12 protein-coding genes are annotated in these 12,946 nt (G+C 71.4%); 4 read left to right on the top strand and 8 right to left on the bottom strand.

Going from position 1 to position 12,946, the window contains the following annotated elements; all coding sequences use genetic code 11:
• Positions 1–34 precede the first annotated feature (34 nt).
• From ABZ621_RS12500 to clpS, 3 genes are all read right to left on the bottom strand, one after another.
• Entirely contained in the window at positions 35–1,471 is a 1,437-nt protein-coding gene (locus ABZ621_RS12500) for an amino acid permease (RefSeq protein ID WP_360603475.1), read from the bottom strand.
• Positions 1,472–1,783: 312 nt separating this feature from the next.
• Positions 1,784–2,365, bottom strand: a complete 582-nt coding sequence (locus tag ABZ621_RS12505) for a DUF2017 domain-containing protein (protein WP_360603477.1) — start codon at positions 2,363–2,365, stop codon at positions 1,784–1,786.
• Positions 2,365–2,670, bottom strand: coding sequence for an ATP-dependent Clp protease adapter ClpS (clpS, locus tag ABZ621_RS12510; RefSeq protein ID WP_360603479.1), 306 nt, complete (start codon positions 2,668–2,670; stop codon positions 2,365–2,367). Before clpS ends, ABZ621_RS12505 begins: the two co-directional genes overlap by 1 nt.
• Positions 2,671–2,835: 165 nt before the next feature.
• Between clpS and ABZ621_RS12515 the strand changes: the two genes are divergently transcribed.
• Entirely contained in the window at positions 2,836–4,164 is a 1,329-nt protein-coding gene (locus ABZ621_RS12515) for a nicotinate phosphoribosyltransferase (protein WP_360603481.1), read from the top strand.
• Between the two features lie 234 nt (positions 4,165–4,398).
• Complete coding sequence (locus tag ABZ621_RS12520) at positions 4,399–4,998, top strand: nicotinamidase (protein WP_360603483.1); 600 nt, start codon at positions 4,399–4,401, stop codon at positions 4,996–4,998.
• 36 nt (positions 4,999–5,034) lie between these two features.
• Here the strand turns inward: ABZ621_RS12520 and ABZ621_RS12525 are convergent, their stop codons facing one another.
• Together ABZ621_RS12525 and ABZ621_RS12530 are read right to left on the bottom strand one after the other, a co-directional pair.
• Entirely contained in the window at positions 5,035–5,346 is a 312-nt protein-coding gene (locus ABZ621_RS12525; protein ID WP_031011690.1) for a hypothetical protein, read from the bottom strand.
• A gap of 145 nt (positions 5,347–5,491) precedes the next feature.
• Complete coding sequence (locus tag ABZ621_RS12530) at positions 5,492–7,930, bottom strand: immune inhibitor A domain-containing protein (protein ID WP_360603486.1); 2,439 nt, start codon at positions 7,928–7,930, stop codon at positions 5,492–5,494.
• Between the two features lie 410 nt (positions 7,931–8,340).
• On the opposite strand from ABZ621_RS12530, the gene ABZ621_RS12535 reads away from it, so the two are divergent.
• Positions 8,341–8,619 (top strand): hypothetical protein, encoded by a 279-nt coding sequence (locus tag ABZ621_RS12535; RefSeq protein WP_360603488.1) that lies wholly within the window; start codon positions 8,341–8,343, stop codon positions 8,617–8,619.
• A 21-nt stretch (positions 8,620–8,640) separates the two neighbouring features.
• Here the strand turns inward: ABZ621_RS12535 and ABZ621_RS12540 are convergent, their stop codons facing one another.
• A complete protein-coding gene (locus ABZ621_RS12540; protein WP_360603490.1) occupies positions 8,641–9,309 on the bottom strand; it encodes an RDD family protein in 669 nt (222 codons plus the stop codon).
• Positions 9,310–9,384: 75 nt separating this feature from the next.
• Complete coding sequence (locus ABZ621_RS12545) at positions 9,385–10,650, bottom strand: RDD family protein (protein ID WP_360603492.1); 1,266 nt, start codon at positions 10,648–10,650, stop codon at positions 9,385–9,387.
• Positions 10,651–10,933: 283 nt separating this feature from the next.
• Between ABZ621_RS12545 and ABZ621_RS12550 the strand changes: the two genes are divergently transcribed.
• Complete coding sequence (locus tag ABZ621_RS12550; RefSeq protein WP_360603494.1) at positions 10,934–11,428, top strand: SsgA family sporulation/cell division regulator; 495 nt, start codon at positions 10,934–10,936, stop codon at positions 11,426–11,428.
• Positions 11,429–11,444: 16 nt separating this feature from the next.
• Here ABZ621_RS12550 and ABZ621_RS12555 read toward each other — a convergent pair whose 3' ends face one another.
• Positions 11,445–12,857, bottom strand: a complete 1,413-nt coding sequence (locus ABZ621_RS12555) for an FAD-linked oxidase C-terminal domain-containing protein (RefSeq protein WP_360603496.1) — start codon at positions 12,855–12,857, stop codon at positions 11,445–11,447.
• Between the last annotated feature and the right edge of the window lie 89 nt (positions 12,858–12,946).

Here is a 12,946-nt window from a genome sequence, read left to right on the forward strand (position 1 = left end):
GTACGGAGCGGCCCGGATGCCGGGACGGCGCTGGTCAGGAACGCTTGGCGAAGGCGGCGCCCTCGGGGTTGCGGGCCTTGAGCACCAGGTAGGAGACGGCCAGCAGCAGGCCCCAGACGGGGGCGCCGTAGAGGGCGACGCGGTTGCCGGCGTCCATGCCCATGGTGACGACGACCAGGCCGATGAAGGCGAGGGCGAAGACGCTGGCCCAGATGCCGCCGGGGGCCTTGAAGGAGGACTGGGGCAGTTCGCCGCGGTCGGCCTTGAGGCGGTAGCGGATCTGGCAGACCAGGATCATGATCCAGGCCCACATGCCGGAGATGGTGGCGAAGGAGACGACGTAGTTGAACGCCTCGCCGGGCCACTGGTAGTTGATCCAGACGCCGACCATCATCAGCGCGGCGGAGAAGGTGGTGCCGACGAGCGGGGTGCCGCTCTCGGTGAGCCGGGTGAAGACCTTCGGGCCCTGGCCGTTGAGCGCGAGGTCGCGCAGCATGCGGCCGGTGGAGTACATGCCCGAGTTGCAGGAGGACAGGGCCGCGGTCAGGACGACGAAGTTGACGATCGCGGCGCCGACGCCGAGGCCCATCTTCTCGAAGGCTGCGACGAACGGCGAGACGCCCGGCTGGAACTCGGTCCACGGCACGACCGACAGGATCATGATCAGCGCGCCGACGTAGAAGACGGCGATGCGCCACGGCACGGTGTTGATGGCCTTGGGCAGGACGGTCTTCGGGTCCTTCGACTCGCCGGCGGTGACGCCGACCAGCTCGACCGCGAGGAAGGCGAACATGACCATCTGGAGGGTCATGAGGGTGGAGCCGATGCCGTTCTCCCCGGCGAAGAAGCCGCCGAGGTCCCACAGGTGGGTGATCGAGGCGGTGTCACCGGCGTCGGAGAAGCCGAGGGTGAGGATGCCGGCGCAGATCAGGATCATGCCGACGATGGCGGTGACCTTGACCATGGAGAACCAGAACTCCAGCTCGCCGAAGAGCTTCACGGAGATCAGGTTGGCGCCGTACAGGATGATCGTGAAGACCAGGGCGGACAGCCACTGCGGGATGTCCCACCAATAGGTCATGTAGGTGGCCGCCGCGGTGACTTCGGTGATGCCGGTGACGACCCAGAAGAGCCAGTACGTCCAGCCGGTCACGAAGCCCGCGAAGGGGCCGATGAACTCGCGCGCGTACTCCGAGAAGGAACCGGAGACGGGGCGGTACATGAGGAGCTCGCCGAGCGCCCGCATGATGAAGAAGATGACGAGGCCCGCGAGGGCGTACGCGAGGATCAGGCTGGGTCCCGCCTTGGAGATGCCCTTGCCCGCTCCGAGGAAGAGGCCGGTGCCGATGGCGCCGCCGATCGCGATCATCTGGATCTGGCGGGCGCCGAGTGCCCGGTGGTAACCCTCGCCGGAGGCGGAGTCCGCGGCCTCATTGCCGTCGTGCTGCTTGTCGACCCGCACTGAGGTCATGGTGGTGCGCCTTTCTCCATGCTGATCCGCGCGACTGAGTCTGCTGCGGATCAGGTCCTGATCCCCCCGGATGTGGATGGAGTGCCACCGGCGGTCAGCCGGCCGAAGCGCCCTCGGGAACAGGGGTGGCGTCCCCGAGTGGTCGTGAAGATTTATCACGGGGTGGGGGGTGATCGACGGAGACGGGTGTGGCGCACGCCACTAAAAAATACGGACAAAAGGAATTCAAGAGGGCGAGGTGCCCGCCCGGATAACGAGTTCGTTATCCGGATTTGAGCGTCCGCTGAGCGAACACCTCGTGACGCCCGTCCGTCAGGACATCAGCGTCTCGACCAATGACTCCTGAAGGGCGCCCAGCCAGAGGTACGCCATCACCATCGGCTTGCGCGGATCGCTGTCCGGCAGCCGGTAGAGCCGCTCGCTCTCCTCGTCCTCGGTGATCTCGAGGCGGGTGGCGATGGTGAGCCGCAGGTCGTTGAGGGTGCCGAGCCAGGCGCGGGACTCGTCCGGGGTCAGCTTCAGGAGCGCAGACTCCTCCTGGCCCTCGCTCGCCATCCCGTCCAGGGCGCGCACCACGGCGAGGGCGTCCTCGCGCTTGCGGGCCCGCAGGTCGTTCTCGGTGTAGCGGCGGAAGTCGGCCGCGGCCGCCCGCAGCTCCTCGGTGTCGTCCCCGTACGCGTCGGGGAAGAGCCGGCGCAGGGCGGGGTCGGAGGGCGGCTCGGTGGGGCCCTCGGCGAAGAGGGCGGCGAGCGGGTCGGCGTCCGCGCCGGGCTCGTCGCCCGGGCCGATCAGCTCCAGGAGCTGGACGGTGAGGGAGCGCAGGATGGAGACCTCGACCTCGTCGAGCGCGACGGCCGCTCCGCCGCCGGGCACGGCCTCGAAGTGGCCGGCCATCAGCCGCGGTCCTGGGAGAGCGTGGCCCACAGTCCGTAACCGTGCATCGCCTGCACGTCCCGTTCCATCTCCTCGCGGGTGCCGCTGGAGACCACCGCGCGGCCCTTGTTGTGCACGTCGAGCATCAGCTTGTGCGCCTTGTCCTTGGAGTAGCCGAAGTACGCCTGGAAGACGTAACTGACATAGCTCATCAGGTTCACCGGGTCGTTGTGCACGAGGGTGACCCAGGGGACGTCGGGCTCGACGACCGCGGAGACCTCCTCGGCCGATTCGGTCCGTTCGATCTCGATAGGCGCGATGCTCACTTACCCCATGCTGCCACCCGGGACCCCCTGTCGCACAAACGGGGCACCCTCCGGGCCTGCCGCGACATCTCCCCGACACCCCTTCGGCACCCCCGCGACGCCCCCTCCACACCCCCTCGACCGAGTATTCGTCAAACTGACGATTTCTGCGCTAGCATCATCCCCATGAACGCTGCGGACCTTGGGCTCCCGGTGGACGTGCCGTCGACCGCGCTCTTCACCGACCAGTACGAGCTGACCATGCTCCAGGCGGCCCTCAGGGCCGGCACCGCCGACCGGCACTCCGTCTTCGAGGTGTTCACCCGGCGGCTGCCCGAGGGGCGGCGGTACGGCGTCCTCGCGGGCGTCGGCCGGGTCCTGGACGCCGTCGAGAACTTCCGCTTCGACCCGGCCGTCCTCGGCTTCCTGCGGGAGCGGGGAATCGTCGACGAGCCGACCCTGAAGTGGCTCGCCGGATACCGCTTCTCCGGAGACATCTGGGGCTACCCCGAAGGCGAGGTGTACTTCCCCGGCTCCCCCGTGCTGCGCGTCGAGGGCTCCTTCGCCGAGTGCGTGCTCCTGGAGACGGTCATCCTCTCGATCCTCAACCACGACTCGGCCATCGCCGCGGCCGCCTCCCGCATGTCGGCCGCCGCCGGCGGACGGCGGCTCATCGAGATGGGCGCCCGCCGCACCCACGAGCTGGCCGCCGTCGCCGCCTCCCGCGCCGCCTACGTCGGCGGCTTCGAGGCCACCTCCGACCTCGCCGCCGGCTTCCGCTACAACATCCCGACCGTCGGCACCTCCGCGCACGCCTTCACCCTGCTGCACGACACCGAGCGGGACGCCTTCCGGGCCCAGGTCGACAGCCTGGGCCGGGGCACCACCCTCCTCGTCGACACCTACGACGTCGCCGAGGCGGTCCGCACCGCCGTCGAGATCGCCGGCCCCGAGCTCGGAGCCGTCCGCATCGACTCCGGCGACCTGCTGCTCGTCGCCCACCGGGTGCGGGCGCAGCTGGACGAGCTGGGCGCCCGGGACACCAAGATCGTGGTCACCTCCGACCTCGACGAGTACGCCATCGCCTCGCTGGCCGCCGCGCCGGTCGACGCGTACGGCGTCGGCACCCAGCTGGTCACCGGCAGCGGCCACCCGACCTGCTCGATGGTCTACAAGCTGGTCGCCCGCGCCTCTTCCGACGACCGCAAGGCGCCCCTCGTGCCGGTCGCCAAGAAGTCCCTGGGCGGCAAGGCGTCCATCGGCGGCCGCAAGTGGGCCGCGCGCCGCAAGGACGCCCACGGGGTCGCCGAGGCCGAGGTCGTCGGCACCGGGCCGGTCCCGGACGCGCTCGCCGCCGACCAGCTCCTGGTCGAGCTGGTCAAGGGCGGCGAGGTGGTCGCCAGGGAGCCGCTGGAGACGGCCCGCGCCCGGCACATCGCGGCCCGTGCCGGGCTGCCGATGTCGGCCATCCAGCTGTCGCGCGGCGAGCCGGTGCTGCCGACCGAGTACGCGTAGCCTCCGCCGGCCGCGTGCGGCCGGCGAGCCGGACGCGTACATCTGGAGATACGTCCAGAGCCCGGGGCTTCCCCTCCCGGACCGGAGGGGAAGTCTCTAGGCTCGGGCCCACTCCGAGCCCCGCCTCAGAGCACGAGCTCCGAACACGAGCTCCGAACACGAGCTCCGAACACGAAGTCCGAGCACCACCCAGAGCCGCACCCCCACCGCCCCGACCACCCGAGGACACCCGCCATGCACCGCGCATTGATCGTCGTGGACGTACAGAACGACTTCTGCGAGGGCGGCAGCCTCGCGGTGACGGGCGGCGCGGACGTCGCCGCCGCCATCACCGAGCTGGTGGGCGAGGCGGCGGGCGGCGTCTACCGGCACGTCGTCGCCACCCGCGACCACCACATCGACCCGGGCGCGCACTTCGCCCCGGCCGGCGAGGCGCCGGACTACGTCACCTCCTGGCCGCGGCACTGCGTGGCCGGCACGGAGGGCGTCGGCTTCCACCCGAACTTCGCCCCGGCGGTCGCCGGCGGCGCGGTGCAGGCCGTCTTCGACAAGGGCGCCTACGAGGCCGCGTACAGCGGCTTCGAGGGGCGGGACGAGAACGGCGGGACGCTGGCCGGGTGGCTGCGCGAGCGGGAGGTGACCGAGGTCGACGTGGTCGGCATCGCCACCGACCACTGCGTGCGGGCCACCGCCCTGGACGCGGCCCGCGAGGGCTTCCGCACCCGGGTCCTGCTCGACCTCACGGCGGGCGTCGCCCGCGAGACCACCGACCGGGCGCTCGCCGAGCTCCGCGAGGCGGGCGTCGAGCTCACCGGCGAGCCGGTCGTCGCCTGACCCCGACCGGCGCGTCCCCGGGCCCTGGGCCCCGGCTCAGGCCGCCGGGGCCTTCGGCAGCGCCCTGGCGGGGTGCCACAGCTCCTGGGCGGCGCCCGGCGTGGACCGCCACAGCAGGCCGTCCGGGTGGTGGAGGACGGCGGTGATCTCGTCGCCGGTGGGCGGCTCGGCGTTCCCCCGCAGATAAACCGACCGCAGGCCCAGGTTTCGCAGCCTGGTCAGGGCGCGGGCGCGGTTCGCGGCGTGGACGAGGAAGCGCACCGTGGCGCCGTCGCCGGCCGGACTGGGCAGTCCTATCGCCACCACGACACTGCCTCCCGGCAACTTGCAGAACCCGCCACCGGGCATGCGGAACCACTCCCCCGTGAGCCGACTGTCAATAAGGAGTCCATGAGAACTCGGTCAGCTGCACCTAAACACGATCGGCCGTCGCCCGCTAGGGGGCGACGGCCGATCATGCTGTGACCTGCGGTTCTGCTGTGAAGCTAGTCGATCATCGAGTCGACGGGCCCACGCGGACCGTGACCGTCTGGCCGTTCTTCGGCTCCTTGACGACCTCGATCTTGGTGTTGGTGTCAGTGACCTTCACGCCGGCGCGCTCGGTCTCCTGGAACCAGTAGGTGCCCTTGCGGTCGTCGAAGACCGGGTTGCCCGGCTGCGAGCGGATCCAGGTCGGGACGTCCTTCAGGTGCAGCTGGAAAGCGTCCGTCCGGTACGTTCCGAAGGTGGAGTCGTACGCCTGGACACGGTTGCGCATCAGGCTGCCGTCGCCGTACTTCAGCGGCGTCGGGTGGGCGTCGATCGGGAGGATCAGACCCTGGCCCGGGTGCTGGGAGGTGTTGTTGTCCTTCTGGGACAGGTCCCACTTCCAGATGAGCAGACCGTTCTGGTACGGGTAGTGCTCGACCCAGCTCGCCTTGTCGCCGGTGAAGCCGAAGTTGTACGGGCCGACCTTGAGGGTGGCGTCGTACGAGACGTACTGGCGGTTCTCGGCGATGTAGTACTGCTCGTACTCGTTGGTGAAGCCCTTGCCCATCCGCGTGAAGCCCTTGGCCGTCCAGCCGTTGTCACCGTTCTCGGCGTCGTCCGAGAAGACGGTGGCGCCGTCGGCGGTCAGCGAGATGGAGTCGGCCGCGAAGCCCTTGAGCGCGAGGCCGCCGTCCGTCTGGTAGCGGAAGCGGAGGTCGAACTTCTTGCCCGCGTACGCCGAGAGGTCGAACGAGAGCGACTTGTAGGCGCCGGAGACGCTGGAGAGCGCCGGGGTGCCGGCCGCGTCACGGTCGATCGGCTTGCCGTCGGCCGTGCCGTCCAGGGCGGTCCAGTTGGCGCCGCCGTCCGTCGACACCTCGGTGTAGAGGTAGTCGTACTCGGCCTCGATGTCGTACCAGCCCTTGAGGTTCAGGGTGGCGGACGACTTGCCGGTGAGGTCGACCGGGCGGGTCAGGGTGTTCTTGAGGTCGTCGCCCATGCCGCTCCACCACTGCGTGGCGCCCTCGGCGGGCTCCACGATGTCGGTGGTGACGGCCTTCTTCGGCAGCTCGACGAGGAGCGCCTGCGGGTTCTTGGTGTTGTACTCCGCCACGCCCAGCTTGTGGGTGGACTTCTCGGCGCGCTGCTCGTCGCTCACCTTGGTGTAGTTGAGCCAGCCGAGCTGGAGCTTGTCCCAGGCGTTCATGTCGCCGGGCATGTCGCCGATGGACTCCTTGCCCAGGCCGAGCCAGGAGCCGGAGGACATCAGGGACCAGTAGCCGGTCGAGTTCTCGCCGCCCGCGGTGTCGTACAGGTCCGGCAGGCCGAGGTCGTGGCCGTACTCGTGGGCGAAGACGCCGAGGCCGCCGTTCTCGGGCTGCATCGTGTAGTCGCCGACCCAGATGCCGGTGTCGCCGATCGGGGTGCCGCCGGCCTTGTTGTTCTCCGGGCCGGCCTTGCCCGCGCTGGTGCCGTAGGCGTACCAGCGGTGCGCCCACAGGGCGTCGGTCTCCTGGACGCCGCCGCCGGCCGACTCGTCCTCGCCCGCGTGGACGATCTGGAAGTGGTCGATGTAGCCGTCGGACTCGTTGAAGTTGCCGTCGGCGTCGAAGTCGTAGCGGTCCCACTGGTCGTAGGACGCCAGGTCGGCCTTGATCTGGGCGTCGGTCTTGCCCTTGGCCTTCTGGTCGGCGACCCAGGCGTTGACGCCGTCGCGCACGGTGTCCCACACGTTGGCGCAGTTGGTCTGGCCGCAGTAGTTGGAGCCGTAACGGGCCTCGTTGTACGGGACCTTGACCCAGTCGGAGACGGCGCCGTCGACCGAGTAGCGGCCGGACGAGGTGCGCTCGTAGTAGGTCTTCAGGGAGTGCTTCTGCTGACCGGTCTTCTTGTCCTTGCCGGTGCCGAAGTACAGGTCCTGGAAGTGCTTCTGGTTGTAGTCCGCCTGCCAGGCCGTCGAGTTGTCCTTGGCGCGGTCGGGCTGGGCTATCTGGTTGTGCAGGGGACCGGGCTGGCCGCCGTACTTCGGCTTCAGCTCGTCCGTGTCGTCGTCCTTGCGGTCGACGAGGGTGGTGGTGTCGACCTGGTCGCCGAACTCGACGAGGATCGTGAAGATCTTGTCGGTCTTCTCGCGGCCCAGCTCGACGTACTTCTTCGCGTCGAGCTTCACGACCTGCGAGCCACCGCGGCGCTCGATCTTGGCCTCGCCGCTGAGCACCTGCTCCAGGGCGGCCTTGCGCTGCGCCGCCTGCTGCTTGCTGAAGGGGCCGTCGAGGTCGTGGTCGACCGTGGTCTTGTCCTGGCCGTGGTCGTGGCCCGGAGCCGGGTCGTGGCGGACGTCCGCCGCCGCGATCCTGCCGTCCTCGTTCGCCCACGCGGTGGTGAAGGTCGAGGCGGTGGCGGCCGTGGCCGCGAGCGCCACGACGACCGCGGACGCCCGAATCGCCCGTCGTCTGTTGGTCACTTGGTGTCGTTCCTCCCCGGCGCCCACGCCCTCGGACCAGGAAGGTGGGGTGTCCGTCCGGGCGGGGTCGCGCGTCACAAGTGACGACATTCGACCGGAGAGAGCGCAGAAAAGACAGATCTTGACTTGCACACACCAAGTGCACTATGCGGGTGTCGAAATCCGATATGCGGACGGTCAGGAAGGGTAAAGAAAACGGAAGTTCGGGTGCCGGACCGCCTCGGGACGGTCTCCGGGGGCCGACTCCGACCCTGCTCCGGGTCCGGCTCCCGGGTCCCCTTCCGGCCGGTCGTGCCTCCCGTGCGCCCCCCGTGCTCCGGCACCGTGGGTCAGGTCACGCTTACCCGGCGCCCCCGGCGGGCATCGAGCGTCGTAGAGTCGACCGGGAGTCCGGAGGGGCGGTATCCGTCATGCAGCGTCCGAACGCAGCGCAGTACGCCTACGGTTCGGCCGTCGTGGTCCTCGCGACCGCCGCGCTCCTGCTGCTGACCGGTGCGACCGGTCCGCCGGCCGTCGCCGCGGTCTGTCTCGCCGGACTGGTGCTCGGCGTGCTCGTGGCGGTGACGATGCCCTCGGCGGCGCGGCCCGTCAAGACCCCCGACGGCCCGGCGCCGGCCGCCGGGAACGACGCGGTCCGGGTACCGTCCGCGCAGGTGGGCGCGGGAGCCGATACCCGGACCGGTCGGTGAGTCCGTCCGTTCCGCCGGAGGCTACTGCGGCACGGTGACGACCACCGTCTTCGCCGCCTTGTCGTGCAGGCCCTGCTTGTAAGGCTTGTCGACCAGGATGAGGACCAGGATGAGCAGCGGCCACAGGCAGGCGCAGCAGATCAGCGCCGGCAGCCAGAGCACGAGGGCCCGCAGCAGCGACTGGCTCATCGGGGGCGTGGAGCCGTCGTTGAGCATGGCGACGCGCAGCTTCATCAGCCGCTTGCCGAGGGTCTGCCCGTTCTTCGCCGTGAGCACGGTGTCGTACGTGACGTACGCGACGATCGTCAGGAGCTGGAAGACCAGCTGCCCGCCGCCGGTCCAGGTGGCCTGGAAGTCGTCGCCGTCGACCGTCGCCCGGTCGTAGATGTCGAACGGGATGCCGATGACCGCGAGCGGCACCGCGATGATCGCCCAGTCTACGAGCCGCGCCAGGACCCGGCGCCCGGTCTCGGCGAGCGGCGGCATCCCGGAGAGCGGGTCGGTGCCGCCGTACCCCCCGCCGTAGCCGCCGTACGGGGGCGGGGGCGGGTACGGCGAGTCGTACGGGCTCCCGGGCGGCGGAGGCCCGGGCGGCGGGCCCTGGGGCGGCTCCCTGGGCGGCTCCTGGGGCCGCTTGGCGAACGGGTCGTCGTCGGGGGGCGGTCCGGGCGGCGGCTGGTCGGTGCTCATGGGGGCATCGCATCCCGGCGGCCCGGGGGCCGCAACGGATGGACCCCCGTTCGGGGGACCGCCGCCCGCCCCGGGTCAGGCCTTCGCGACGAAGGTGCCGGCCGCCTTGTCGTGCCAGCACTGGCGCCACGGACGGTCGAAGACGCACCAGACCACGTTGAGGACGCCGATCACCAGCAGACCCAGGAAGGTGTACAGGGACCAGCGGCGCAGGGACCGCCCGAAGGACGGCGGCTCGTGCGCCTCGATGTCCCTGACCTGGACGCCGCACAGCTTCTTGCCGAGCGTGCGGCCCCACTTGGCGGTGGGCAGCGCCTCGTACAGCACGCCGAGGACGAGGAACAGGCCGAGCGCGATGCCGAACTGGACGGAGGTGGTGCCGTCGACCAGCCACACCTGCACGGTGACGCCGGAGCGCTCGGCCGCGTCGATCTTGGCCTGGATGTGGTCCAGGGCGGCGGTGACGAAGGGGAAGGCGGCGCCGGCCGCCATCGCGCCGAGCAGGACGGTGTCGATCACCCGGGCGAACAGCCGGCGCCCGAGCCCGGCCGGCGGCGCGGACGACTGCTCGCGGACGGCCGCGAGGAAGGGGTCCTCGACCGGCGGCTTCCACGGGACCACGGGCTGCTGGGCCTGCTGGGCCTGTTGCGCCTGAGGCTGGGGCTGGGGCTGCAGCTGCGCCGGCTGGGGATGGGGATGGGCCCAGGAGGGCGCCGCGGGCGCGGGAGCCGGGGCCGGGGCCTGTGCCTGGGCCTGTACGGGGGTGGGCTGCGGCTGCGGCTGGGGCTGCGGCTGTACGGGCGCCGGGGCCGGGTCCTCGTGGACCGGCGCCGGGGCCGGGGCCGGGGGCTCGGGGGCCGGGGCGGGCGCCGGCGCCGGGGTGACGGGCATGCCGCCGAGACGGGCGGGGGCGCTCGGGACGCGCGGGTCCGCGGCGGGCGCCTCGGCCTGCGCGGGGGCGGTCGGCCACTCGACCGGGGAGCGCGGGTCGGGCACGGCGGCCGCGGGGGCCTCCCAGGCGCCCGGCTCCTCGTCGAAGAAGACGGGCCCGGTCTCGTCGACGGCGGCCCGCGCGGGGGCCACGGCCGCCGGGGCGGGCTCGGGGACGGGCGCCGGGGCGGGCACGGCCGGCGCGGGCGCGGGGCTCGGCGCGAGGACCGGCCCGGCCGGCATGGCCGAGGCGGGCGGCACCGGCGCGCCCTCGCCGTCCTTGGGGGCGGGCCGGCTCGTGCCGGGCACCCAGGAGCCGCCGTTCCAGTACCGGATGTATCCGGGGATCGACGGGTCCGGGTAGTACCCCGCCTGCGGTACCTCGCCGCCGCCTCCGGGAGGAGTAGCCACTGCCCCGACTCCGTTCAGTCACAACGTTCCGTCACCACACTAAGGAGGCACAGTAACGAAGAACCTCCGCGAGGGAGGAAAGAGCCCGCGAGAAAGCCCGCCTTCACGCGAAGGAGGACGGAATCACTCACTCCCCGTGAGGTTCGGGCCCGGGGCCGGGGTGTCGGGGGAGGCCGGAAGAAACTTCCCGAAAAACTTTCCCGAAGTCGCGTAATGAACCGCGTCCACCGCGCTCTCTCCAGGTGAAGGCCCGTCCGGGGCCCCTACGCGAGAGGCAGCAGTCATGCGGAACAACACCGAGCACACCACCGTCGAGCGCGAGCTGGAGCTGAAGCTGGTCCTGTCCCCCGAGCGCTCGGTCCCGGTGCCCGCCCGGCTCGCCTACCGCACCGACGACCCGTACGCCGTCCACATGGCCTTCCACATCGGCTCCGAGCACCCGGTGAACTGGACCTTCGCCCGCGAGCTGCTCGTCGAGGGCGTCTTCCGGGCCTGCGGCCACGGGGACGTGCGGATCTGGCCGACGAAGGTCGACGGCCGCAGCGTCATCCTGATGGCCCTCTCCTCCCCCGACGGCGACGCGCTCCTGGAGGCCCCGTCGGCGCAGGTGTCCGCCTGGCTGGAGCGGACCCTGCGCACGGTGCCGCCGGGCACGGAGTCGGAGCGGCTCGGCATCGACGACGGCCTGGCGGAGCTGCTCGCGACCACCGTGGTCGGCGACGACCTGTGGCTGCGGGACCCGTGGGGCTCGGACGAGTCGCAGGACGGGGAGCTGTGATTCCGTACCGGCGGGCTCAGAAGAGCTTTCCGGGGTTGAGGAGGCCGAGCGGGTCGAAGACGCGCTTGATCTCCCGCTGGAGTTCGAGGCCGACCGGTCCGAGTTCGCGGGCCAGCCACTCCTTCTTCAGGACGCCGACGCCGTGTTCGCCGGTGATGGTGCCGCCGAGGGAGAGGCCGAGCGCCATGATCGCGTCGAAGGACTCGCGGGCGCGCCGCGACTCGTCCTCGTCGGTGTGGTCGAAGCAGACGACGGGGTGGGTGTTGCCGTCGCCCGCGTGCGCGCAGACGCCGATGGTGAGGGCGTACTTCTCGGCGATGGCGGTGGTGCCGGCGAGCATCTCGGCGAGCCGGGTGCGGGGCACGCACACGTCGTCGATCATCGTGGCCGGCCTGAGGGTCTCCAGGGCGGTGAGGGAGAGCCGGCGGGCCTGGAGGAGGAGTTCGGACTCGGCGGCGTCGGCGGCGGGGACGACCTCGGTGGCCCCGGCGGCGGTGCAGAGCGCGCCGACGGCGGCGAGGTCGGCGGCCGGGTCGGGGGTGTCGAAGGCGCACAGGAGGAGCGCCTCGGTGGTCTCGGGGAGGCCCATCCGCGCCATGCGGTTGACGGCCTGGACGGTGGTGCGGTCCATGAGTTCGAGGAGCGAGGGGGTGTGGCCGCGCTCCATGATCGCGCAGACGGCGGCGCAGGCGGCGTCCGAGGAGGGGAACTCGGCGGCGAGGACGAGCTGGGCGGGCGGCTGCGGCTTGAGCGCGAGGACGGCCTTCACGACGACGCCGAGGCTGCCCTCGGAGCCGACGAAGAGCCGGGTGAGGTCGTATCCGGCGACGCCCTTGGCGGTGCGGCGCCCGGTGGTGAGGAGGCGTCCGTCGGCGAGCACGACCTCCAGGCCGAGGACGTACTCGGCGGTGACGCCGTACTTGACGCAGCACAGACCTCCGGAGGCGGTGCCGATGTTGCCGCCGATGGTGCAGGACTCCCAACTGGAGGGATCCGGCGGGTAGTACAGGCCGTGTTCGGTCACGGCGCGGGACAGGACGGCGTTGACGACGCCCGGTTCGACGACGGCGACGCGGTCGACCGGGTCGATCTCCAGTATCCGGTCCATCTTGACGAGGGAGAGCACGACGCAGCCCTCGGAGGCGTTGGCGCCCCCGGAGAGTCCGGTGCGGGCGCCCTGCGGCACGACCGGGACGCGGTGCCCGGTCGCCGTCCGCATGACGTGCTGGACCTGTTCGACGGTGCGCGGCAGCACGACGACGGCGGGGGTGCCGGCCGCGCAGAAGCTCGCCATGTCGTGGGCGTAGGAGGCCGTCACGTCCGGGTCGGTGAGGACGGCGTCGGCGGGGAGCCCGGCACGGAGGTCCGCGAGGAGGGCCGCACGGGGATCCGGGGTGGTGTCCGGGTGGGGCGTCTGGAGATCGTCCATGGTCCCAGCGTGGCACCGGGGGCCGATGGTGTGAACCCGCCGGGACGGGCGGCTCGTGTGCTCTTCGTACGAGCGCGGGCGGGCGCACA

Origin of the sequence: Streptomyces sp. NPDC007863 (assembly GCF_040633895.1) — a bacterium.
Lineage (GTDB): Bacteria > Actinomycetota > Actinomycetes > Streptomycetales > Streptomycetaceae > Streptomyces.